Origin of the sequence: Paraeggerthella sp. LCP19S3_G8, from assembly GCF_052119225.1 — a bacterium.
In the GTDB taxonomy this organism is placed as follows: domain Bacteria; phylum Actinomycetota; class Coriobacteriia; order Coriobacteriales; family Eggerthellaceae; genus Paraeggerthella; species Paraeggerthella hominis.
In genome coordinates this window covers 119,464-143,499 of record NZ_JBQKFQ010000001.1, presented here as the reverse complement: position 1 = coordinate 143,499, position 24,036 = coordinate 119,464, and the positions used below count along the sequence as shown (strand labels likewise).

Genomic DNA, 24,036 nt, shown 5'->3' with positions numbered 1-24,036 from the left:
TGACGGCCAAGCCTTGAATCGCACGCGCATCGCAACAGTATAGCCGTTTTGGGGTGCGCACGGCACATCGGGCCGCTTTGCCGCGCGCTATAATCGTGAACCGTATCGCACCCTGAGGAGGATTCATGAACGACGCGCTGAAAAACCTGACGAAAGAAGAGCTGCTCGAACTGCTCGAGATATACGCGAAGAACCTGATCGCGCTCGACGGAACGTGGTTCCAATCGATCGAGAAGGACGACGGCATGGACGCAGCCATGCACCATGACGTGGAAGCATGGCGACGGTTCAGCGTTTCTGAGGGCCGCCGCATCAAGGCGTTTCTCGGACTGGACGAGCATCCGGGCATCGAAGGGCTGGCGAAGGCGCTTTCGCTGCGCTGCCAATCGGCCGCGAACGTCGACGAGATAACCGTGAACGGCAACGAGCTGACGTACCGCATCGTCGATTGCCGCGTGCAGAACGCCCGCGAGCGAAAGGGCATGGGGTTCCATCCGTGCAAGAACGTGGGAGTAGTGGAGTATGCGGTGTTCGCAACCGCTATCGACGACCGCATCGTTTGCGAATGCCTGAGCTGCTTCCCCGACATCGTGGACAGCACCTGCAACTGCGCTTGGAAATTCACGTTGAACGCCTAGGACAGCGAAAAAGCCTTCCCGAAGGAAGGCTTTTGAATTCATGGTGGTCGCTACAGGATTTGAACCTGTGACCCCCGCCGTGTGAAGGCGATGCTCTCCCGCTGAGCCAAGCGACCGTGCTTGTTGCTTCGTTCGCAACGCTGAAATATTGTACCGGTAGTTTTAGGCGCGCGCAAGCCCCTATTTTCAATTTTTTGAGAATAGCGTTGCCGACGGGTTTGCGAGGATTCGCGGCAAGGATTCTAAGCGGCTTGCGCAAACTACCCGTTTCCCTCTTTGCACAAGCGAGCATTTTGGGATAGAATAGCGGGACGCTTTACGGGCCTATAGCTCAATGGTGGAGCAGGGGACTCATAATCCCTTGGTTGCAGGTTCGAGCCCTGCTGGGCCCACCAGCAAACACGCAAAGGCTGCATCGGTTTCGGTGCAGCCTTTTCCATGCCCGCATGAAGCCGCCCATCCAGAGGCTGCCGCACGCCCACCCGCTCCCCCTTCCCAGCGCAGCGTCCGAAGCAGCCCGCAAACGCGGCGCTGCACGCATGCCTCTACCACCTTCCGAGGGAGGTGCGCACCCGAAACCATACTTCCTGCGGTATGGAACAGAGCAGTCGAGCGACCCTACAATAAGGACGGTTCCCGCTGCGGCCCTCCAACCGAAGGAGCACGCCTTGACGTTGCTTATCCCCATCGCCTTCCTTCTTGCCGGCACCTTCGCCGTCATGACCATCCTGGCGCGCAACCTTGCCAGCCTTGGTCGAGAGTCGGACGCCATGTGGGAGCAGCTGCAAGCGACCCGCCGCAGCCGAAACGACGTCATGGCGCGGATAGCCGACGCCGCACGGGCAAACGGCGTGGACGACCCCTTCGCCCTGCAAGCCGTCGAGCGCGCCTTTGCCGATGCGCAGGCCGCCGAAGACCCGACGCGCGCCGCAGAAGCCGACGATGCGCTCTACGTGGCGCATCGCAACCTGCTCGACCTTATCGAAGGGCACGCACCCGCCCTGCTCGAGCGCGCGCCGTTCGCGCTTCTCCTAGAAGAGCTGGGAAAGCTTGAAGATCGTATGACAACCCATAAGGGACTCTACAACAACCGCGTCACCATGTACGGCAACGCGGGGCGCACGTTTCCCACGCTGCTCATCGCCAAGCAGCGTGGCTTTGCGCCCCGCAAACGCTACCTGCCCCGCGAAGCGTCCGACCCCCTTGCCGTGGCCGCCGCAAGCGGCTCCACCGCGCTGGCGGAAGCTTCGCCCCGCATCATGAACGCCTACATGCTATGGGCCATCGGGCTATCCGACACGGTGCTCGAAGAAGCGCCGCAGCATCGAACCGGGCGGTAGCGCGCGCAACCGCCCGACCCGTCCCTTCCCCACCGCGCAAAAAAGCCGCTTGCCGAGTGGGCAAGCGGCTGCAAGCGAGCAATGCGAGCGGCGCCGTTACGCGCGGCGCACCAGGTAGCACTTGTGGATGCGCGGGTTGCGCTCGAAGTCGTGCGGGATGGTTTGCGCGGTGATGTCCTCGATGATCACGCCGTACTTCGCAAGCGCCTCCTCGTCGGGCTTGAAATTGCGCAGGTTGCACGAGAACACGGCCTCGCCCTCTTCGGCCAGCAGGCGGGTCACGCCGATAAGCAGCTCCACATGATCGCGCTGGACGTCCCACGTGCGCTTGCCCATGGCCTTGGAATTCGAGAACGTGGGCGGATCGACGAAGATCAAATCGAACCTGCGCGGCGTGCGGCGGCACTCCGTTATCCACGTCATGACGTCCGCACGCTCGAACGCATGCGCTTCGCCCGTAAAGCCGTTCTGCTCCATGTTGCGCGCGGCCCAATCCAGGTACGTTTGGGAAAGGTCGACCGTGCACGTGGACTCCGCCTGCCCGCCCGCAGCGTGCACGGTAGCCGTGCCCGTGTACGCGAACAGGTTGAGGAACCGTTTGCGCGCGGCCCGCGCGCCCACCAGCTCGCGCGTCAGGCGATGATCCAGGAACATGCCCGTATCCAAATAGCCGGACAGATCGACTTCGAGCAGGTACCCGTCCTCCTGTACGTGGGTCACGTACGAGCGCCTTCCCGCCCCGCGGTACTGGCTGCCCCCCTTGTCGCGGCAGCGAACCTTCGAGAACACGTGGTCGGGACGCACGCCCAGCACCACGGGAGCCAGGGACAGAACGTCGTCGAAGCGCCGTTGCGCCTTCGAGGGGTCGATCGTGGAGGGCGCAGCGTATTCGGCTATATGCACATACGTGTTGCCCGACGCCTGGCCCGCGCCCGTGTACAGGTCGATGGCGACCGCGTAGTCGGGCAGGTCGGCATCGTAGATGCGATAGCACGACACGCCCTCGCGCTTCGCCCATTTGCGACGCTCTTTCGCCACCTTGCGAAGACGCGAAGCGAACTGCTCGGACGAGGACTCGAACACCTCGACGCGATGCTCGGCCCCGCCTGCGGAGTCAGGCACCGTCACGATCACGGGCTCCACCGGGGGCTCGTCGAACACGAGCACCTCGACCGACACCCGACCCGCGCCGAGCGTCGCCCGCTCGAAAGGCTCCACGCCGAACCGGGACTCGATGCCCTCGCCGCCCGCCACTGCGAACGTCGCGCCCGAACCCGCCGCCGAAGACGCGCGCGAGAAGGCGGCCGATTCGGCCTGCTGCCGCGCCTCCGATTGCGCGCGATCGCCGGTGGGCAGCACGCTTGCCACCAAGAACCCGGAAGCCTGCATGCCGTCCGCGCCGCTGTCGGCCATCGCTTCGCGCAGTGCGCGCGCCGCCGCCGATCCCACGCGTTCCACCAGGTCGGGAGCGCTTTGGGCATCGCCCAACTCGATGCTCACAACCTGGCGCAGCCCTGCGCGCTTAGCGCGCTGACGGGCGCGCGCGATAGCGGGCGACGACGTGGTCGCCCCGGCGAAGCGCACGTACGCCAAATCGGGCGGCGCCGAAGGATCCTGCGTATCGCACGCCGCTACGCGCGCCAGCCCCGCTTCGAAGCGCTCGTCGGCCTCGGCAAGAAGATCGCCCCACGCATCCTCGTCCGCCTCCGCCCAGCCGAAGAACCCCCAGCGCGAGCGAGCAAGGCCGGGCGCGAGGTCGCATGCGACCGACGCGGCCTCGATGACGAGCGAGCCGTCCGAGCACGTCGGATCAACGCATGCGGCGCCCGATGCCGCTATGTCGTGCCAGCCGGCCAAGGCCAGCAGGCCCGCAGCCTGCGCGCACTCCAAAGGAGCGTCTGGCCCGTCGTCGGCCGTCAAGTACGTGCGCCGATACAGGGACTCTCCCGACAAATCGAGCGAAATAGTCGCTCGCCTTTCGCGAATGCGCACGTCGAGCACGACGTCGGGCTGATCGGTGTCCACATCGGGACGCTCGCCGCGCATCTCACGCAAGCGATCGCACACCGCGTCCTTCACCTTGAGCGCGGTAAAGCGGGTATTGCGCAGCTGGTCGTTCATGCCGTGCGCCTGCACGGCCATGCTCGCCCCCGAAGCGATGACCCGCTCCCACGGCAAGCGACGCGCGCCCTCGTACAGCAGGTTGGCATCGGATGCGTTCACGCGACCGACCACGAGCGTCACGCGCGAGGCAAGCCGCGACCACAAGCACGCTTTGAGCGCGCCGCGCATATCGCAGAAAAAGGCAACGCCCCCGCCAAGGGGGCGCACGCGCTTAGCTCCAAGCGACTTCAGCTCGTCGGCCAACGGCTTTTCCAATCCGGAAAGGCAGCTTGCGAACAACTCGAGGTTGTATTTTTCCATACGTGACGTCCCATCGTAAAATCGCAGGTTGGAGCAGCGCGCCGGCAAAGAGGCCCCGCGACGCCCGTCGCCTTCCGCCCCGCAGCCCGCATGCCGTGCGACATGCGGAAAGGGCAACAAGGCGAAAACTCGGACATCGCGGGGCCTCGTCGGCAAAACCGGTCCGCGCTACGGCGTCGAACGTCTCGGGCGGCGCTCGAGCCGCCCGAGCCCTTAGTCTTCCAGGTAATCCTTGAGCTTCGAGGAGCGGGACGGATGGCGCAGCTTCGCCAGCGTCTTGCTCTCGATCTGGCGAATGCGCTCGCGCGTAACGCCGAACTCGCGTCCGACCTCCTCGAGCGTGCGAGGATGGCCGTCTTCCAGCCCGAAACGCAAAGCGATGACCTTGCGCTCGCGCTCCGCCAGCCCGTCGAGCACCTTCGACAGCTGCTCCTGCAGCATGCTGAACGATGCAGCGTCGGGCGGCACCACGGCGGCGTCGTCCTCGATGAAATCGCCCAGCTGGGAGTCTTCCTCTTCGCCGATGGGGGTCTCCAGGCTCACGGGCTCCTGCGAGATCTTCTGGATCTCGCGCACGCGCTCGGCGGGCAGGCCCATCTCCTTGCCGATCTCCTCCGGCGTTGGCTCGCGCCCGAGCTCTTGCAGAAGCTGGCGCTGAATGCGGACCAGCTTGTTGATGGTCTCGACCATGTGCACCGGGATGCGGATGGTGCGCGCCTGGTCGGCGATGGCGCGCGTGATAGCCTGACGGATCCACCACGTGGCGTACGTGGAGAACTTGAAGCCCTTCGTGTAGTCGAACTTCTCGACCGCGCGGATCAGGCCCAGGTTGCCTTCCTGGATCAGGTCCAGGAACAGCATGCCGCGGCCGACGTAGCGCTTCGCAATGGACACGACCAAGCGCAGGTTCGCCTCGATGAGCTGCTGCTTGGCGTCCAAGCCCACCTGCTCGATGCGGCCGAGACGGCGCTTCTCGCGGCGCTCGAGCTCGATGCCCTCGTCTTCGGCCTTGTCCAGCTCTTCGCTTGCAGCGACGCCGGCCTCGATCTTCATGGCCAGGTCGATCTCTTCGGCTGCGTTGAGCAGCGGAACCTTGCCGATTTCCTTGAGGTACATGCGCACGGGGTCGCCGGTGAGCATGGTCACGGACGCATCGGCGTTGCGCTTGCGCACCGACGAGCGAACGCGGCCGCTCTTGGCCCCCACCTTCGGCAGCTGCACTTCGCTGACGGCCTTGAGTTCTTCTTCGGGAATGCCCGCAAGCAGGTCCTCGTCCTCTTCGCCGTCTTCGGACAGGGGCGTTTCGAGTTTGTCGTCTTCGAGCGTATCGGTAGCGCTTACGTCCGGTTCGACGTCGAGCGCGTCGTCGTCAAGCATCTCCTCAGATTCAATCGGGGCTTTCGCTTGGTCATTCGCTTGTACCGGCTGTTTCTTAGAGGCTTGGGCCACGTGATCTTCCTTTCCAACAGGATGGCGCACAGGGCATGAAGACATGCACGCTCTAGGCGCAAAGATACAGCCGAACACTATATCACAAGGTGTTGGCGCTTAGCAAGAAACGTCGGCGAATCGCAACCAAACTAGCGCGCGGGACGATCAGGGCCATCGTCGTCCGACGCTCCCGTCGACCCCGTGCGCCCGAACGTCATCTTCTCGAACAGGTCCACGGGAACCGGCGCGGAGAACACGTAGCCCTGCACGGCGTCGCATTCGGTGCTGCGCAAGAACTCCACTTGGGGAATGGTCTCGACGCCCTCGGCGATGGTTCCCATGTTGAGCTTCTTGGCCAAGTCGATAACCGACCCCACCACCACTTCGGAGCGGCTTTCGTCGCCCAGGAAGAACTGCCGGTCGATCTTGAGCGTGTCGACGGGAATGTCCTTCAAGACGTTCAGCGACGAGTACCCGCTGCCGAAATCGTCCATCGAGCAGCGAAAACCCAAGGAGTGGATGCCCAGGACGGTTTCGCGCAGAAGGTCAAGGCTCTCGAACGCCACGCTTTCGGTAAGCTCGAACTCCAAAAGCTCGGCAGGGACGTCGTAGCGCTTGCGGATCTCCTCGAACGCGTCCAGGAAGCGATCGTCGTGCAGGTGCAGCGGCGACAGGTTCACCGAAAGCGGCAAAGGCTCGATGCCCGCATCGATCCACGAGCGGATCAGCTTGCACGACTGCTCGAACACGGCAAGGTCGATCTTTATCACGAAGCCGTTTCGCTCGAAGAAGGGAATGAACTCGCCCGGAGGCAGCAGGCCGCGCTTCGGCGAATCCCAACGAACCAGCGCCTCGGCCCCGATGGTCCGCCCCGACTCCAGGCATATCTTGGGCTGCAGGAACAAGATGAACTCGCCGCGCTCGAGCGCTCGGTCCATCTCGTTTTCCATTTCTTTCTCGCGGATCAGCCGTTCGTGATCCACGTCGCTGAAAAACGAGCAGCGGCACAGGTGCCCGCCCGCCGCAGCAGAGGTTTTGCGGGCAGTGTTCGCCCGGTCCCTGATGGTGACGATGTCGCACGGCCACTCGACGGCGCATGCCCCACAGTTGAGCTTGACGAAGTACGGCGCGTTGTTCTCGCGGTTGAACGCGTTGAGGCGCTCGGCCAGCTCGTGGAGCCATGCGCGCACAAGCTCCGGATCGGTGTCGTCGAGCATGACGTTGAACAGGTCGGCCGTCACGCGAGCGGAGGCTTCGCCCTCGCGCAGGCCGTCCGCAATGGCCTTGTGCAGGTACCGCAGAAGCTCGTCGCCGCGAGCTTTGCCGAAGCTGTCGTTGACCAGGCGGAAGTCCTCTATGTCGAGCGCGACCAAAGAAAACGGCGACCGATCCTTGATGCGCTCGGTCACCAGCATGTCGAACCGCGCAACCGTATGCCCGCCCGTCACCGGGTCGACGAACGCCAGCCTGCTGATCTCGCGGTTCTTGCGCGATGTGGCCCAAGCCAGGCAGCCCCCGAACGCGCCGAAGGAAACCAGGGCCAAGACCGTCGTTCCAATGATGGCCAAGGTCGAATAATCCGAAACGGACGTGGCGTACAGCGAAGGCGGAACCACCGAGATGGCGTACCAGCCTCCCAGATCGAGCGGGTAGTAGTTCACTTCGCGCAGCTGGCCGTCCACCGTGTAGCCCAAGCAACCGCTCATCCCCCGCTGCATGTCCTGCGCCATGCGAGCGATATCGTCTTCGGATGCCACGGCCTCGTTGCGCAGGCCGTCGAAGAAGTTGCGGTCCTCCCCGAGCGAGTTCGCATTCTCGGAACGCAAGATGAAATCCCCGTCCGACGACACGATATGGGCGAATCCCACGCCGTCGGCCGTATCGGTGTTGTAGAGCAGCTTCATCGAATCGTGAGCGACCCACCCTACCACGGCCCCCAGGCCATTGGGGCCGACGGCCGGAACCGCGTACAGCGCGCCCTTGCCCGGGCTGAACTCGGGCACCTCGACCAGATCGCCTTCGACGCCGGCCTGCCCTCCGATTGCGTCCATGACCACGCGGAACCCTTGCGCGTCGACCGCGCCTGCGCCGGGAACGGTCAAGGTCCCGCTTCGGTCGGCGTACCCGACCCAGCTGAAGGGCCCGCCGTCGACCAACGTCTCCGTAAGGGCCGCGCGGCTTTCGTCGTCGCCGTCGATCACGCTGAGCTGCCGGCCAAGATGCTCGAGAAGCTCCACGTTGAAGCTCATGCGCTGGTTGATCTTGTACGTAGTTTGCTGGGACAGCTCGGCAAGGTAGCTTTCGGTCTCCTCCATGACCACCTGCTCGCCGCGCACGAGCGTGATCGCGCACACCGCGCCCGTCGCAAGCGCCACAACCGCGAACACGGCAGCGAACACGCGCAGGTAGCTCCCTTGCAGGATTGCTTTCACGATATCCCCTTTTAACGGTGAAGCGCGCCTTCGCAAGACCCCGGATTCAAGTGAGCGCGCCTTAGCAACTTCCGTTGACCTAATTCCCCATTATTGCAAAGCGAGCCGCAGCGTGCAAGGCGCAATCGCAGGACCGAAGCATGCCTATCGGCTCAGGAAGACGCGCAGCGCATCGTAGAGCTGGTTGGCGTCGAACGGCTTGGGCACGAAGCCGTCCATGCCGGCGGCGCGCGCCTCCTCCCGATCCTCCTGGAACGTGTTGGCGGTCAAGGCGACGATGGGAACCGTCCGCGCGTCGGCACGGTCAAGCGACCGGATGGCGCGCGCGGCGGCCAGCCCGTCGAGCACCGGCATCCTCACGTCCATGAGCACGAAATCGTACGTTCCCGTTTTCGAAGCCTCGAACAGGTCGATCGCCTCGCGCCCGTCCGCCGCTCGATCCACCGACACGCCCTGCATTTCAAGCAAAGCCGCCGCAATCTCGGCGTTCAGATCGTTGTCCTCGGCCAAAAGGACGTGCGATCCCTTCAAAGCAGGGGCGTTCTCAGGCGACAGGACAGCCTTGCCCAGCGGAGCCTGCCCCTCTTCGGCAAGCGGCAGATCGATCGTGAAGAAGAACTCCGACCCCCGTCCGAAGCTACTTCGAACCTCGAGCGAGCCGCCCATAAGGCGCACGAGGCTGCTGCTGATGGCAAGTCCCAGGCCGGTTCCCTGAGCGTTGCGACGGTTCTCGGCGGCCTGCTCGAACGAATCGAAGATACGGCCCAGATCCTCTTCGCGAATGCCCGCGCCGTCGTCTTTCACGCTGAAGCGAAGGCGCACGCTCGCGTCGTCTCGGCGCAGCTCCTTGATGGAAAGCTGGACGAAGCCGCCGCTGTCGGTGAACTTGAACGCGTTCGACAGCAGGTTCGCCAGCACCTGCTGAAGACGCACGTCGTCTCCTACCACGCCCTCGTCCACGCCGCAGCTAACCTCGAAGCGCACGCCCTTCTCCTCGGCCTGCATGCAGAACATGCTCTCCAGGCGCTCGGCCAGACAGCGGAGGCGCATGGGAGCGACCTCGATGCGCATCTTGTTGTTGTCGATCTTCGACATGTCCAGGATGTCGTTGACAAGCGAGAGCAGGAACTGGGCCGACGTGTTGATCTTCTCAAGGCTGGAGCGGATGGCGGGCGTGGCCTCCCCCGACAGCGACGCCACGCTGGAAAGCCCGATGATGGCGTTCATGGGCGTGCGTATCTCGTGCGACATGCGCGAGAGGAAGTCCGCCTTCTCGCGACCGGACTCCTCCGCTTTCTCCAGCTTGATCGCCATCACGCGGGCGCGCACCTTCGACAGCGACACCACAACGCCGATGGCCCCCAAAAGCAAGGCGAACACAAGCACCATGGTGACCACGAGAAAGGGGTTTTGCGCCACGAACGACTCGATGGTGGCGCGATGCGAGGTCACTGGCGTGGAGTTGCGGGACACGATGGCGTCAAGCTCGTCGCTCGACAAGCTGTTCACGGCCTTGTTCAGCACGGCGTACAAAGACGCGTCCACGGGCTTGGGCAACGCCACGGAGAACACGGCGTCGTCGTGCTCCGACGTTGCCGGGGCAACGTTGGCGTACGAACGCTCGACGAACAGGCTCTCGGCGCACGAGGCGGGCATGCTGGTTAGGTCGGCGCGCCCCTCGTTCACGGCCGACAAGCACTCTTCGTACGTCGCATAGCGCACCACGCGCGCCACGTCGAGGCCCTTCGGGTCGGCAAGCCCCTCCAGCTGCGCGAACACCAGGCCCTCGCTTCGCTGGGACCCCGCCTTGCTCCTGAGCACCACTCCGTCCAAGGATGCATAGCTTGCCGTCAGGGCCAGACCGCGCTCGGATGCAGTGCGCTCGTCGCCCTGGAATCCGCCCAGCACGTCCGCTTCGCCCGACGCCACCAGCTCGAGCGCGGCTTCGTACGTGCTTGCGTGGACGAACCGAAACGTCAAGCCCGTCCGTTCGGACACCAGGCCCAAGACCTCCTTCACCACGCCTCGGTACGATCCCTCAAGGTCGTAGTACAAAGGATACTGCCCCGCCACCACGGCCACCCTGACCTCGCCCCGGCCCGCAACGTACGCGCGGTCGTCGGCGGAAAGCTCAAGGGGGAACCGGTACATCTGGGGAAAATAGGCGTCGTGAAGCTTGGTGGCGAACCCGGGGTCGGCTGCGTACACCTGGGCCATTGCGGCATCGAGCTCGGGCAGCAGGTCGCTTCCCTTCGCAAGGGCGAAGTACTGCGGCTCGCCGCCGAACGACGCGACGACCTTGCAGTTGCCGGGAAGATCCGTGTCCCCGGTCAGCATGACGTCGGCCGTGCCGTCGTCGAGGCAGCTTTTGTACGAAGCGTAGTCAAGCGGAAGAAGCGTGCAGGAAAGGCCGTTCAGGCTCAGGAAGCTCTCGAGCCGCTTGTTCTTGTCGACGGCTTTCTCGTACACGCCGATCGTCGCGCCGTCCAGGGTGCTCAAGTCGAAGCTCGCAACGGCGTCGTTGTCCTGCGCGCACGCCAGCAGCGAGCGGTTCGAGCCCATGCTGTAGGTCGAGTAGTCAAGGGAGTCGGCAAGCTGCTCGCGCACGAACATGCCGCCCACCAGGTCGATTTCGCCATCGCGCAGCCGATCGATCAAGTTGTCGATGTCTCCGTCGACGAATTCGTATTCCCAACCGGTGTACTTCGCGATCTCGGTGAGCCAGTCGAAGAGCACCCCGCTGCGATTCCCCTGGTCGTCCACCATGCTCAAGCCCTCGGACGGAGGAAACGCCACCTTCACCACGCGCCCGCGAGACGACGAAGTCCGCTCGTCGGCAACCGCAGGAGCAGCGAACGCGACGGCCAGCATCGCCGAGAGCACCAGTGCGCACGCGATGCGCTTCGCCCATTTCCCCACGGCTCGAACCTCCTCCATCGCCTGCGGTACCGCTTCCAGTCGAATCAGCTGTAGGGCACCCAGAATACCACGACAAGGGAAGACGCAGCTGAAACTGTAAACCTACGAGCCGCGCGGCTGCGAAAGGCCGCCTACAGCAGATCGTCGGGATCCACGTCGATCGCTACGTTCGCGTCCTTGTCGGGCTTGCGGTGCCTGAAGTACGGAAGAAGCACGGCCGAGAGGTCGGCCTCCGGCGGGCACTTCACCACGATGTGCCAGCGATACGTGCCCCGCAGCTTCGCGAGAACGCACGGCGTAGCGGGCAGGACCGTCCAGTCGTCACCGCCGAAATCGCGCACGACCTGCTCGATCCCCTGCTGCAGCTGCTGGGCCGCCCCGCGCACCGCCGCTTCGTCCTTGCCCCAGATCAGCACGTTCGCCATGCGCACGTACGGCGGGTACCCCAACAGGCGCCGCTTCGGCAGCTCGTCGCGCAGAAACAGCGCGCGGTCGTACGACGCCGCGGCCCGGATGGGGGCGGCGTCCGCCTCGTAGGTCTGCACGAGCACGCGCCCCGGCAGCTCGGCGCGCCCCGCGCGTCCGGCCACCTGCTCCACAAGGTCGAACGTGCGCTCGGCGGCTCGATAGTCGGGAAGCTTCAGCATGGTGTCGGCGTTGATGACGCCCACCAGCGTGACGTCTTCGAAGTCAAGGCCCTTCGCGATCATCTGCGTGCCCAAAAGCACAGCGGCGTCGGCGGCGGCAAACTCCTCTAAAAGCCGCTGGTGGGCGCCCTTGCCCGACGTCGTGTCGGCGTCCATGCGCACGATGGGAACCCCAGGGCCCACCCCGGGGGTCTCGTCCAGCAAAACCCGCAGATCGGCCTCGACCCGCTGCGTTCCGGCACCGAACTTCTTGAGATAGGGGCTGCCGCATTCGGGGCAGACCGGGGGCACCGCGATGCGGTAGCCGCAGTGATGGCAGATGAGGAAGCTTCCCCGCTCGTGATAGGTCAGCGATGTGGAGCAGGACGGGCATTCCGGCACGAACCCGCACTCCCGGCACAGCAAGAACTTCGCGAATCCGCGCTGATTGAGCAGCAGGACCGCCTTTCGACCAGCGGAAAGCTCTTCGGCAAGCGCACGGGAGAGCGCGCCCGAGAACATGGAGCGGGAGCCTCCGCTGAATTCCACCGCCATGTCGACGACGCGAACGGCGGGCAAGGGCTTGCCGTTCGCGCGCTCGGGCAGCTCGACATGATGCCATCGGGGATCCTTCGCGCACGCGTGAAGCGCCTCGATGGAAGGGGTGGCCGACCCGAGCACCACGGCCGCGCCCGCGCGGCGCGCCATCCATACAGCCACGTCGCGCGCGTGGTAGCGCGGCGAGCTGTCCTGCTTGTAAGAGCCCTCGTGCTCCTCGTCGATGACAAGGAGCCCCAGGTTGGAAAGCGGCGTGAACAGGGCGCTTCGAGCGCCCACCACCACGCGCGCCGCACCCGAGCGAATGAAGTCCCACTGGTCGTAGCGCTCGCCCTGGCTCATGCGCGAGTGCATGACGGCCACGGTGTCGCCGAAGCGGCCGCGGAACCGGCCCACCGTCTGCGGAGTGAGCGAGATCTCGGGCACGAGCACGCACGCCGTGCGCCCCGCGGCGAGCGTCGCCTCGATGGCCTGGAGATACACTTCCGTCTTGCCCGACCCGGTCACGCCGTCCACCAGCACGACCTCGCCCGCGCCGCGCTCGCGCGCCGCATCGATGATGGCGAGCGCCGCCGCCTGCCCCTGCGTGAGCGGCGGTTTGGGAGAAGGGGCGAAGCCGCTCGCAGGCTGCATGCCCGCAGGTTGGCGCAGCGGGTCGGCAAGGGCGTTCGCAGCGTTCGCAGCGCCCGCAGGCTCCGACGGAGCTGCGAAGCCTCGCATGCGGCGACGATGCTCGATGCGCACGACGCCTTGCTTCTCGAGCGTCTTCAACGGAGCCGACACCGCGCCGAACTCGGCCGACAGCTCGGCTACGCGCAGCTCGCCCGCGCGCAGGGCCTCCACGATGGAAGCCTGCTTGACGGCGTTCTTCCGAGGCTCGAACGTGTCGAAGGCCGCACCCGGCAGCACCCAGCGATCGTCCACTTCCCCCACGGCGGGCTCTTCCAGGCGCCAGTAGCCCTCGCGCGACCGCACCATGCGCGGCACCCCGCCCGGCGGGGTGAACAGGCGCACGCACGACGAGAGCGGAGCGATGTAGCGCTGCGCCAGCCACTGGGCGCAGGCGGCGCCCTCTTCGTGGAAATACGGGCGGCTCACCGCTCGCACGATAACCTTGAGCTTGGCGGGGTCGAGCCCTTCGGGATAGTCGCCGTCTTCGCGTTCCTCGATGCCGATCACGAAGCCGATCGCACGCCGATGGCCGAACGGCACGAGCACAGCGCAGCCCACCTCGACAGGATGGTCGCCGCTTTCGTCCTCGGGCACGGCATACGTGTAGGGCGCGTCGAGCGCTTGCGTGGGTATGTCCAGGATGATCGATGCGAGTTTCATATCTTCAGTATATCCTATGTCCTCGTTCACTCCGAAACGCGCCTGCGCCCTTCCCTATTCGCTAGCCCATGCGCTCTCGACCGGCTCGATCTCCTTTTATAGCTCGATCGCCTCTTACAATAAGAAGAGGCCGCCCTCGCGCATCGAACCGCGCAACGGGCGACCTCTTTCCATCAGCGAAGCGCAGGCTATGCCAGTCCGCAGGCTTTCCGCAGCTCGTCGGCTTTATCGGTGCGCTCCCAGGTGAACTCGGGAAGCTCGCGGCCGAAGTGGCCGTAGGCGGCCGTCTTGCGGTAGATGGGGCGGCGCAGGTCGAGCGCGTCCACGATGGCGCCGGGGCGCAGGTCGAAGGTCTGCTCGATCGCGGCCATGATGTCGGCCTCGGGCACCGCGTTGGTGCCGAAGGTGTCCACCATCACCGAGACGGGCTTGGCCATGCCGATAGCGTAGGCGACCTGCACCTCGCAGCGGCGCGCGAGGCCCGCGGCCACCACGTTCTTGGCCACCCAGCGCGCCGCGTAGGCAGCCGAGCGGTCCACCTTCGTGCAGTCCTTGCCGGAGAACGCGCCGCCGCCGTGGCGGCCCATGCCGCCGTAGGTGTCGACGATGATCTTGCGGCCAGTCAGACCCGCGTCTCCCATGGGGCCGCCGATGACGAAGCGGCCGGTGGGGTTCACATGGATCTCGGCGTCGGCGGCCAGCTCCACGCCCTCGTGCGCGAACACCGGCTCCACCACGTTCGCGATGATCTGCGCGCGCAGCTCGTCATGGGCGATGGCCTCGGAGTGCTGCGTGGACACGACCACCTTCTCCACGTTCACGGGACGGCCGTCCTCGTAGCGCACGGACACCTGGGTCTTGCCGTCGGGGCGCAGATGCGGCATGACGCCGCTCTTGCGCACCTCGGTCAGGCGCTCGGCCAGGCGATGCGCCAGGTAGACGGGCATGGGCATGAGCGTGGACGTCTCGTCGCACGCGTAGCCGAACATCATGCCCTGGTCGCCCGCGCCGATGCGCTCGTATGGGTCGTCCTCGGCCAGGCCGTGCTGGGCCTCCCAGCTTTCGTCGACGCCCTGGGCGATATCGGGGCTTTGGTCGTGGATGGCGTTGAGCACGCCGCAGGTATCGCAGTCGAAGCCGTACTTCGCGCGGTCGTAGCCGATGTCGCGCAGCACCTCGCGCACGATGGCGGGCACGTCGACGTACGCCTGCGTGCGGATCTCGCCCGTGACGATGACCATGCCGGTGGTGGCCATGGTCTCGCAGGCGCAGCGCACCTGCGCGGGATCGGCGGGCTGCCCGCTGGGGGCGATGTAGCCCTGAGCCGCCAGCTCGATCTCCTTGGCCAGGATGGCGTCGAGCACGGCATCGGATATCTGGTCGCACACCTTGTCGGGATGACCCTCGGTGACGGACTCGGACGTGAACAGGTACGTAGAACATTCTTCGGCCATAAGTTCCTCCTTCATCGCTGTAGGCCGGACCACCTTGGCGTATCCGCCAGGTTGGTGTCGGGATCTCAGAGCCAACTCTCTCCCCCGACTCTTGATAAAACAGAGAACCGCGCACATGGCCGGAATCCCCGTGAAACCCTGCCGATGGTACCCTGAAAGCACTATTCGCGCAAGAGGAGAAGACCCCGCCCCGCGGAGTCCCCACGGAATGAACCGCCAGCCCCGCTCCCTTGCCGCGCGCGGGCGCGCGAGCGCAGCCCCGAACCGCGCCCTCGCCCCGTTGCGCACGAAAAACCGCCCTCCGTGGCAGGTTCTGACGGTTTGAGGTCGTTGGAGGCCCCCTTGCCTTTAGCGGCAATCGAGCAGTCCCGCATTGCACCAGTTCAGAAAGCTATAGAAAATTGTTAGGTGTTCAGGCGCGCCTCATCGTGCTTCGGAAACGACCTCAAACCGTCAGAACCTGCCAGCAAACGCGGTTTTTCGTGCGCAAGGCTATGGGAGGGGTCGGCGGGGTGCGGGGCTGCGGAACCAGCCCCGGCCTCGCGCCGCCGCCGTTCCTGTGGCGATACGGCAACCGCCTCGATGCGGGCGATCGGCTCGTGCTACACTTTTTTCCAAACGTGAACCCCCTGCCCGACGCTTCCACGGGCGGGTCTGCGAAAGGATCGCCATGCCAACCAACGCCGAATACACCCGCGAGTACTTCGACATCCTCGAGCGCCTTGACGGCGACGTAGCCGGCCGACGCGCCGCGTACAGCTACATGCAGAGCTCCACCGCCATCGTGCACCACCGCGTTGTGGCCTGCTCGTACGTCCCGCGCCTGTTCAACGCGCAAACGTACCGCACCATGAAGGAAACGGCCGAAACCTCGCACCGCATCCTGTGCAAGGTGATCGCGCGCTATCTGGAAGACCCCGAGTACCGCCGCGTGTTCGACTTCGATCCGCGCCTTGAAGAGCTCATCCTGCTGCCGCGCGGCTACGACTCCCTGCTGCCCTTCGCGCGCGTGGACACCTTCCTGAACGAAGACGACTACCGCATGGAGTTCTGCGAGTTCAACGGCGACGGGTCCTCGGGTATGAACGAGAACCGCGAGATCACGAACTCCATCGCGAGCTCTCCCGCATTCGAAGCGTTCTCCCGCAACCACCGCGTGGAAGGCTGCGAGCTGTTCGAGTCTTGGGTCGACGCGTTTCTGTCCATCTACGAAACCTACGAGCACAAGGTGGACAACCCCCGCTTCGCCATCTGCGACTACCTGGAAAACGGCGTGGTCGACGAGTTCCACATCTACGCCGAGCTGTTCAAGCGCCGCGGCATGGACTGCGTGGTGGCCGATGTGCGCGACCTGAGCTTCGACGGCGAAACGCTGCGCGACGCCGAAGGCAAGCCCGTCAACGCCATCTGGCGCCGCTGCGTCACGAACGACGTCATCGACCATTGGGACGACTCGCAGCAGCTCATCAACGCCGTGCGCGCAGAGAAGGTGGCGCTCATCGGCAGCTTCGCCGGGCACATCGTGCACGACAAGCAGATATTCAAAGCTCTGTTCGACAAGCGCACCATCGAGTTCTTGGACGCCGACGAAATCTCGTTCGTCGAGAGAACCGTGCCCCTGACCGCGTTTTTGGACGACGACCACGTCAACGTCGATCAGATCCGCGCGAACAAGGACGAATGGATCATCAAGCCCACCGACCACTACGGAGCCGACGACGTCTACGCAGGCTGCGCCGTTTCGCCCGAACGCTGGGAAGAGCTGGTCGACCGCTTCGCGAACGGACGCGCGGGCTACCCCTTCATCGTGCAGCGCTACATCCGCCCCTTCAAGACACTCACGCTGCCGCCGGACACGGGGATAGACGGGCTTTCCGACGACCAGGTGCCCTTCGATCCGCAGATGTACAACAACCTGAACGGCCTGTACCTGTACGACGGCGTGTTCCAGGGCGTGTTCAGCCGCTTGGGGCCCCTGCCCACCATCTCGAAGGACATGCAGGGCATGACCGCCGCCACCATCTGGGTTGACAAGGACTAAGGGAGCCGAAGATGCCATCGCACGAAACAAGGCGCGGGGCCAAGCACGGCCTTGCGCAGGGGATTGCCGCCATCGCCCTAGCCGTCACGTTCGTAGCGGCGGGGCTCGGCGCGTGCTGCTTGCCGCAAACCACCGGCATGCTGGCCGGCATGTTCAGCGGCGCGGACAACCCGTCGACGCCGTTCTCGCACGACGACCTGGTGCAAGCCGCCGTCGCGACGCGCGACTACACCGTGGGGTCGAACGACCGGGAAGCCGTGTTCGCCATGCTGCGCGACGTCAACCGTAACGCGCAGACGCCCTACGCCGAAGCCGACGAAACGGCCCTTGCCGCCGCGCCCGACGCCTACACGCTCAACCCCGAAGCGCTCTCGCACCTCGACGACGTGCACCGCGTGATAGCGGCAGCGGGCGTCGCTTTTGCCGCCGTTGCCCTCGCCGCTGTCGCGTTCTGCGTTTACCTGGGCATACGCGCTGGCAAACGGGCTGTGGGCGGCGCGCTGGCCTGCGCGGGGATCGTCGTGCTGGCCGTGTTCGCCGCGCTGGCCGCCTGGGTGGTCGTCGACTTCAACGGCTTTTTCGCCGCGTTCCACTCGCTGTTCTTCGCCGATGGAACCTGGACGTTCTCGTACGAGTCGCTGCTCATCACCATGTACCCGCCCGCATTCTGGATGGGAATGGGGGCCGTCTGGCTGACGGTCACGGGCGCGCTGTCCCTGATCGCCGTGCTCGCGGGAACGGCGCTGCGGCGCCGGAGCCTTCCCCGTTAAGAAAGCGGACGGCGAGGTTCTCGGCGCTGCGCGACCCGTGCGCGAGCAGCTTCCTGCTGCTGCTCGGTCGAGCATTTTGAGTGAGGATGGGCCAGCCGCGGTTTGCTCCGGCCTTCGGGTTGTCTATACTTGCAAGCACCGCCGAAGCCCGCGCTTCGGCTTGAACATGACGTTATTCAACTGGAGGATTACCACGGCTATGACAGACGAGAAGAAAGTTCGCGTTCGATTCGCCCCGTCGCCTACCGGGCGGCTGCACGTAGGCGGAGCCCGTACGGCCATCTACAACTGGGCGTTCGCCCGCGCGATGGGCGGCGACTTCATCCTGCGCATCGAAGACACCGACCCTGAGCGCTCCACCGAAGAAAACGTGCAGGTCATCCTCAATGCCATGAAGTGGCTCGGCCTTGACTGGGACGAAGGCCCCGAGGTGGGCGGCCAGGCCGGACCGTACTTCCAAACCCAGCGCATGGACACGTACGCCGCAGCGCTCGAACTCATGAAAGAGCGCGGCAGCGTGTACCCCTGCTTCTGCACGAAAGAAGAGCTCGACGCCAAGCGCGCCGCAGCCGAGGCGAACGAAGGCGGCTACGCCGGCTACGACCGCACCTGTCGCTGCATCGACCCCGCTGACGCAGCTGCGCGCATCGCCGCAGGCGAGCCGCATGTGTGGCGTTTGCGCGTGCCCGAGAACCACGGCCCCATCGAGTTCGACGACGCCGTGTACGGCCACGTGAGCTTCCCGGCCGAAGTGATGGACGACATGATCGTCGTGCGCACGGACGGCTCCCCCACCTACAACTTCGCTGTGGTGTGCGACGACGCGAACATGGGCGTCACTCACGTCATCCGCGGCGACGACCACCTGTCCAACACGCCGCGCCAGATCCTCATCTACGAGGCGCTCGGCTTCGACGTGCCCACGTTCGCGCACCTGTCGATGATCCTGGGGCCGGACGGCAAGAAGCTGTCGAAGCGCCACGGCGCGGCCTCGGTCGAGGAGTTCTGCGAGCGCGGCTACCTGCCCGACGCCATGGTGAACTTCCTGGCGCTTCTGGGCTGGTCGCTCGACGGCGAGACGACGCTCATCGACCGTGCCACCCTGTGCGAGCTCTTCAGCCTGGACCGCGTGACCAAGAAAGACGCCGTGTTCGACGAGACGAAGCTGGACTGGATGAACGGCCAGTACATCAAGGACATGGGCGCGAACGCCTGGGTGCAGGCGTCGCTTCCCTGGCTGCTGGAGCTGGGCGCCACGCCGGAGGACATCTCTGCGCGCGCCGAGTTCTACCTGGGGCTGTATCCCCTGGTGGCGGAACGCCTGACGCGCCTCGACGACGTGGTTTCCAAGCTGGGCTTCATGTTCTGGGGACCCGAAGTGCGCGAGCTTGACGAAAAGAGCGTCAACAAGGTGCTCAAGAAGGAGGGCGCTCGCGCCGACGAAGCTCTGGCGGCCTGCCGCGGCGTGCTTGCCGACCAAAGCGTGGCCTGGGAAGCCGAAGCGCTGCAGGGAGCATGCCGCGCCGTGGGCGAGCAGCTGGAACTGAAGCCGAAGCTGCTGTTCCAGCCCCTGCGCGTGGCCGTATGCGGCAACATGGTGTCGCCGCCGCTGTTCGAGAGCATCGAACTTCTGCCGCGCGAGGACGTGCTTGCGCGCATCGACCAGGTGGCAAGCGAGGCGTTCGGTGGCTGAGGTCGCCGACAACACGCAGGATGAGCGGACCGTGCACCCGCAGCGCATTCTCGTGCTGCGGGATTTCTGCACGCGATTCCGGGGCTCGGCATGCGATCGCTGCGCGCGCGCATGCCCCCACGGCGCCATTGAATTCAGCTCCGAGGAACTGCCCGTCATCGATGCGCAAGCCTGCACGAACTGCGGCATCTGCCTGGGAATCTGCGACGCGTTCACCTCCACGCGCGTGACGATGATCGACCTGCACGCCCGTGTGCGGCGCATCGCCCTGCGCGGCGAGGACGTGGCGATCACCTGCAAGGAGAACATCTTCCCCGGATTTCAGCCTGCCGCCAACGTGGTGGTGCTGCCCTGCCTGGCCACGCTTTCCCCGGAGTTCTGGACGCTCGTTTTGGCCGAGAACATCCCCGTGAGCATCGCGGGGGACCTGGCCTACTGCGCCGACTGCGACCGGGCGGGAGAGTTCGGCGAAATGCTGTTCACGCACGCCATTGCCACGGCGGAGCAGTGGACGGGACGCAAGGTGGGCTACCTTGAAACAATCCCCGAAAAGGAGAACCTGGTCAAAGATCTGGCGAATCCCGAAGGGGTCGATCGACGCAGCGCGTTCACGAATCTGGCGGCCGACGTGGCAGACGTCGCTTCGGGCAAGCGCCGTCTGCGCAACTCGGACGTTTTGCAGCAATTTTACGAGCGCAAGGAGCGCGCACGGGCGCGAGCGCGGCTCAACCTCAACGAAAGCCCGCAGTTCAACGACTTCGCCCCCGAAGGACACACGAAGCAGACCATGCATCCCAAACGGCGCATGCTGCTCGAAGCCATCGACCGCGAGCCCGCCATCGCCCCGAACGTACCGGTTGTCATATCCTGCACCGACCGTGCGCTGTGCACGAACGCGCTTGACTGCGCGGCCGTCTGCCCAACCGGCGCGCGCTACCCAGACCCCGCAGACGGGACGCTTGCTTTCGATGCACGCTACTGCATAGGCTGCGGCCTGTGCGTAAGCGCCTGCGCGCAAGGAGCCGTGCAATTGATCGAGGAAAGCGCCGAAGTTTTCCTTACCGAAGAAGCTGGGTGCGAACAAGCCTAGCAAAGCCCGCGACACGTCACCGCACGCCGCAACGAAGAGTTTCAGGAGGGTCACATGAACGAACCCGAGCGCCCCGAGGGCGACCAGCAAAACGACCAGCCCGCGCCGCCTTATGGCCAGCAGCCCTACAGCAGCACGAGCCAGCCGCCGCAGCCCCCGGCATACGGCGGCCCCCAGCCGCAGCAGCCGCAATCCCCCTACGCCGGCGCGCCCTCGCCGCACTACGCGTCGGCGGGCCAGCCGCCGCAGCCGCAGCCCCCGTACCCCGTGCAGCCTCCCTACCCGGCCTACCCGGCCGCCGCGCAGCCACCGCAAAAGAAGAAGGTATGGCCTTGGGTGCTCTGCGGGTGCCTGCTGGCGTTCGTTTTGGGCATTGGCGGATGCGTCGGCTGCGTAGCGTGCGGAGCCCTGTACTTCGATCGCAGCTACAACGATTCGTTCGACCCTCGCTACGACGGACCGGGATACGGGTACAACCATTCCTACGAAAACGGCAACCCGGACGACTACGGCACCAGCCGCTACGAAGGGCTTACGCTCGAGGATATCGAGAAAGCGGTGGGCGATCTTCCGAGCACCGTCGAGGACGGTCGCTGCACAGCCGGCGTGTACCAGATAGGCCCGGGAAAGGACATCGAGCCGGGACTCTACTTCCTCGAAGGAAGCTCGGATGCCGAGGGCACCTACTACGTGTTCGATCGCGACGACGACACGGGAACCTATTCGCTTGAGCTGGCGGTCTCGTATTTCGGCAACTACTTCGCACAGCTTGAGGCCGGCGACGCGATCGCCTTCCTGCCCGGCAAAGACGAACTGCGCATGTACCCGAGCAAGGCGGCGAGCTTCGCCCCTGCGGCTCCCTACGAGAACGGGCTGTACCGCGTGGGAGTCGATATCCCCGCCGGAACGTACACCGTCACGGTGAGCGCCGATGCGTCCGCGAGCGCATCGCAGGACAGCGCGGCGTTCGTCATGAAGGATCTCGACTTCGACAGCGATTCCATCACGCAGACGAAGTACGTGATCGCAGGGGGATCCCAAACCGTTACCGTGACGGACGGCGATTACCTGGAGCTGTACGCCGCCGTTGCAACTCCCGCGGAATAAACCCGACCGCACATTGACGCAACCTCGCAACGCCCCGGCTTCGTCGGGGCGTTCGCATCGAGCACCCGGAAAAGGAGACGCCCATGCTTTCCGAAAACCCTTCCCTTGAAGAAATCGCAGCCGTGTTCGAGAACGATCGCTTCGCCACCCAAGCAGCTGGCTGCCGCGTGGTCGAAGGATGCAGGGGACGAGCCGTGTGCGACATGGAGCTGTCGGACGTGCACCGAAACGCAATGGGAAGCGTCATGGGCGGAGCCATCTTCACGTTGGCGGACTTCACCTTGGCCATAGCCTGCAACATTGGCGAAAAGCCCACCGTTTCCGTAGACCATGCCATCAGCTTCCTCCGCTCGACGAAAGGGTCGAAGCTGACCGCGACTGCCACATGCGACAAGCCAGGCAGTCACCTGGCCTTCTACACCGTTGTCGTCGAGGACGACCTGGGCAAGCAGATCGCGCGCATGACGGCTACGTGCTACCGATAAGCAAGCGCGACCGGAAGCCACGGAAGCGCTCGGAATTCGGGCGCACCACCAGAACGCTACTTATCCGAAGATAATCGAACCGGCGTTTCGGGCGGGGCCGCTACTCCATGCGGTCGAAGAAGGCGCGCGCGTTTTCGAAGAACACCTTGTCGGCAACGTTCGGCCCGAACTGTCGCTCGAGCAGCGCGTGCAAGTCGGCGACGCGATCGCATGGATCGAGCCAGCTGGGCACGTCGCAGCCGTCGTAGTCGCTACCGAGCGCAAGCACGTCCTCCCCTGCCGTTTCCAAGATGCGATCGACGTGACGCAGCACGTCGTCAGGCGAAGGATCGGCATGCAGGTCCGATAGGAAGTCCCGGCAGAAATTCAATCCGACGATGCCTTGGCAGTCGGCAATCTCGCGCAACTGCCAATCCTCCAGGTTGCGCGGATGGTCGCATATCGCCCGCGCGTTCGAATGCGAAGCGGCGAAGGGTCGGGAAGCTATCGCGCATACGTCCCTGAAACCCGCCTCGTTCAGATGGGAAACGTCCACCACGATGCCGCGCGCTTCCAATTCGCGCACGCACGCGCCCCCGAACGAAGTTAATCCGTCAAGCGTTTCGTTGCCGCTTCCCAACGCATTCCGGCCGTTCCAGGTAAGGGTGACCATGCGCACCCCGGCTTCCGCCAACGCGTCAAGGCGCGCCGACGCCTTTCCGTCATCCTGCAGAAACGACGCGCCCTCCACGGTGAGCATCCCGGCGGTCTTGCTCGCCGCAAACGCATCCTCGATCTCGCGCACGTCGCGCACGCGCGCGATCGCATCGCGATGGCGCTCCAAAGACGCCTCCCAAAACCTTCTCACGCGCTCGAACAGCGCCCACGCTGCATCGCCTTGCAGCTGGTCGGGGACGAACACTGCAAAGCACTGGCACCAAGAAAACGGCGCGGTGCGCGCAAGCGAAACATGGGCGGCGTTGTCCTCCAGCGAGCTCATGCGCGAGCGAGGGATTGCCGCATCATGCTCGGCGAACCCGCCCGGAACCCCGGGATCGCCCGAAAGCGCCAGGCGATCGAGCGTATCGCAATGCAGGTCGAACACGCGCAAGCGATCAGGATTCGCATCCTTCGCTTGTGGGAAGACGTCGTCTCCCCACAGCTTGGCAGCCTCCTCAGGCGAAGCATCTCCCAACGTCATGAACAGCCCCACGGCCGCGCTCCTCTCTCGCGAATCGCATCAAAGCCTTGCTATTGTACCGCTGCAAAGCCCCTTGCGCGCACGCTTTCAATAGGCAACGATCGAATCGAGACGATGATGCGCAGCTGCTTTGGCTTCGCTATCCCCGTCCTTTGCATGCCCAAAGAAGCCCTTGAGGATATTCTGCAAAACGCGCCTGCCTGGTGGGGCGGCGCGGATAAAGAAATCTACGATAACTTGATCTTCATCATGCCGCCCGCCGCGTTTTCCGACGTCCTCCACGAAATAGGAGAGCCCAAAGAAGGGCTGGAGCGGATAGAGCATTACCGGAACGCTATCTTTTGGTCCTTCGATCGCAAAGAGTACCGCAAGACCAAGTGGTGGTCGAAGACCGCGAGTGCGCGCATAGGCGGCAAGCTGACGATCAGGACGGCGAACACCGTCAGGAAACTGGCCGGGATGTGATTGCTTTCCCGCATTATCACCCGCCCTCTTGCACGCGCCCTCTTAACATGT

Annotated in this window: 16 protein-coding genes, 2 tRNA genes and 1 riboswitch; of the genes, 10 read left to right on the top strand and 8 right to left on the bottom strand. The window is 64.8% G+C overall.

What is annotated here, in order from left to right; translation table 11 throughout:
• Positions 1-125 precede the first annotated feature (125 nt).
• The gene (locus ACTQZK_RS00635) at positions 126-638 is read left to right on the top strand and encodes a DUF6125 family protein (protein WP_225749299.1); all 513 of its coding nucleotides are present in this window, start codon (positions 126-128) and stop codon (positions 636-638) included.
• A 41-nt stretch (positions 639-679) separates the two neighbouring features.
• Here the strand turns inward: ACTQZK_RS00635 and ACTQZK_RS00630 are convergent.
• Positions 680-754: transfer RNA gene (locus tag ACTQZK_RS00630), tRNA-Val, on the bottom strand.
• Between the two features lie 204 nt (positions 755-958).
• On the opposite strand from ACTQZK_RS00630, the gene ACTQZK_RS00625 reads away from it, so the two are divergent.
• Both ACTQZK_RS00625 and ACTQZK_RS00620 read left to right on the top strand, forming a co-directional pair.
• Positions 959-1,033 (top strand) — tRNA-Ile (locus tag ACTQZK_RS00625).
• 273 nt (positions 1,034-1,306) lie between these two features.
• On the top strand, positions 1,307-1,978 hold the full coding sequence (locus ACTQZK_RS00620) for a LemA family protein (protein WP_225749300.1): 672 nt from the start codon (positions 1,307-1,309) through the stop codon (positions 1,976-1,978).
• A 96-nt stretch (positions 1,979-2,074) separates the two neighbouring features.
• Here the strand turns inward: ACTQZK_RS00620 and rlmKL are convergent, their stop codons facing one another.
• The 6 genes from rlmKL to metK form a co-directional block, all read right to left on the bottom strand.
• Positions 2,075-4,402, bottom strand: coding sequence for a bifunctional 23S rRNA (guanine(2069)-N(7))-methyltransferase RlmK/23S rRNA (guanine(2445)-N(2))-methyltransferase RlmL (gene rlmKL, locus ACTQZK_RS00615; RefSeq protein ID WP_441897960.1), 2,328 nt, complete (start codon positions 4,400-4,402; stop codon positions 2,075-2,077).
• Between the two features lie 213 nt (positions 4,403-4,615).
• Positions 4,616-5,851 (bottom strand): RNA polymerase sigma factor RpoD, encoded by a 1,236-nt coding sequence (gene rpoD, locus ACTQZK_RS00610; protein WP_114565859.1) that lies wholly within the window; start codon positions 5,849-5,851, stop codon positions 4,616-4,618.
• Positions 5,852-5,982: 131 nt separating this feature from the next.
• A complete protein-coding gene (locus ACTQZK_RS00605) occupies positions 5,983-8,265 on the bottom strand; it encodes a bifunctional diguanylate cyclase/phosphodiesterase (RefSeq protein ID WP_441897957.1) in 2,283 nt (760 codons plus the stop codon).
• Positions 8,266-8,409: 144 nt separating this feature from the next.
• Entirely contained in the window at positions 8,410-11,202 is a 2,793-nt protein-coding gene (locus ACTQZK_RS00600; protein WP_441897955.1) for an ATP-binding protein, read from the bottom strand.
• Between the two features lie 113 nt (positions 11,203-11,315).
• Positions 11,316-13,700, bottom strand: coding sequence for a replication restart helicase PriA (gene priA / locus ACTQZK_RS00595; protein ID WP_441897953.1), 2,385 nt, complete (start codon positions 13,698-13,700; stop codon positions 11,316-11,318).
• A 188-nt stretch (positions 13,701-13,888) separates the two neighbouring features.
• Positions 13,889-15,154, bottom strand: a complete 1,266-nt coding sequence (gene metK / locus ACTQZK_RS00590) for a methionine adenosyltransferase (protein ID WP_216528619.1) — start codon at positions 15,152-15,154, stop codon at positions 13,889-13,891.
• Positions 15,155-15,162: 8 nt separating this feature from the next.
• Positions 15,163-15,255, bottom strand: a riboswitch (SAM riboswitch).
• Positions 15,256-15,824: 569 nt separating this feature from the next.
• On the opposite strand from metK, the gene ACTQZK_RS00585 reads away from it, so the two are divergent.
• The 6 genes from ACTQZK_RS00585 (at position 15,825) to ACTQZK_RS00560 (ending at position 22,340) form a co-directional block, all read left to right on the top strand.
• Positions 15,825-17,195: a carboxylate--amine ligase gene (locus ACTQZK_RS00585; RefSeq protein ID WP_441897951.1), complete on the top strand. Its 1,371-nt coding sequence runs from the start codon at positions 15,825-15,827 to the stop codon at positions 17,193-17,195.
• A gap of 11 nt (positions 17,196-17,206) precedes the next feature.
• Positions 17,207-17,965 carry a lipoprotein intramolecular transacylase Lit gene (locus ACTQZK_RS00580; protein ID WP_441897949.1) on the top strand — a complete coding sequence of 253 codons (759 nt, stop codon included), beginning with the start codon at positions 17,207-17,209 and terminating at the stop codon, positions 17,963-17,965.
• A gap of 199 nt (positions 17,966-18,164) precedes the next feature.
• The gene (gene gltX, locus ACTQZK_RS00575) at positions 18,165-19,658 is read left to right on the top strand and encodes a glutamate--tRNA ligase (RefSeq protein ID WP_441897947.1); all 1,494 of its coding nucleotides are present in this window, start codon (positions 18,165-18,167) and stop codon (positions 19,656-19,658) included.
• Complete coding sequence (locus ACTQZK_RS00570; RefSeq protein ID WP_441897945.1) at positions 19,651-20,748, top strand: 4Fe-4S dicluster domain-containing protein; 1,098 nt, start codon at positions 19,651-19,653, stop codon at positions 20,746-20,748. The genes gltX and ACTQZK_RS00570 overlap by 8 nt, the downstream gene beginning before the upstream one ends.
• Before the next feature lie 54 nt (positions 20,749-20,802).
• Entirely contained in the window at positions 20,803-21,855 is a 1,053-nt protein-coding gene (locus ACTQZK_RS00565) for a hypothetical protein (RefSeq protein ID WP_441897944.1), read from the top strand.
• A gap of 83 nt (positions 21,856-21,938) precedes the next feature.
• Complete coding sequence (locus ACTQZK_RS00560; RefSeq protein ID WP_441897943.1) at positions 21,939-22,340, top strand: PaaI family thioesterase; 402 nt, start codon at positions 21,939-21,941, stop codon at positions 22,338-22,340.
• Between the two features lie 100 nt (positions 22,341-22,440).
• On the opposite strand, the gene ACTQZK_RS00555 is transcribed toward ACTQZK_RS00560, so the two are convergent.
• Entirely contained in the window at positions 22,441-23,520 is a 1,080-nt protein-coding gene (locus ACTQZK_RS00555) for a dipeptidase (RefSeq protein WP_441897942.1), read from the bottom strand.
• Between ACTQZK_RS00555 and ACTQZK_RS00550 the strand changes: the two genes are divergently transcribed.
• Positions 23,410-23,985: a DUF1697 domain-containing protein gene (locus ACTQZK_RS00550; RefSeq protein WP_441897941.1), complete on the top strand. Its 576-nt coding sequence runs from the start codon at positions 23,410-23,412 to the stop codon at positions 23,983-23,985. The two genes, ACTQZK_RS00555 and ACTQZK_RS00550, sit on opposite strands and share 111 nt — an antisense overlap.
• The last annotated feature ends 51 nt before the right edge of the window (positions 23,986-24,036 follow it).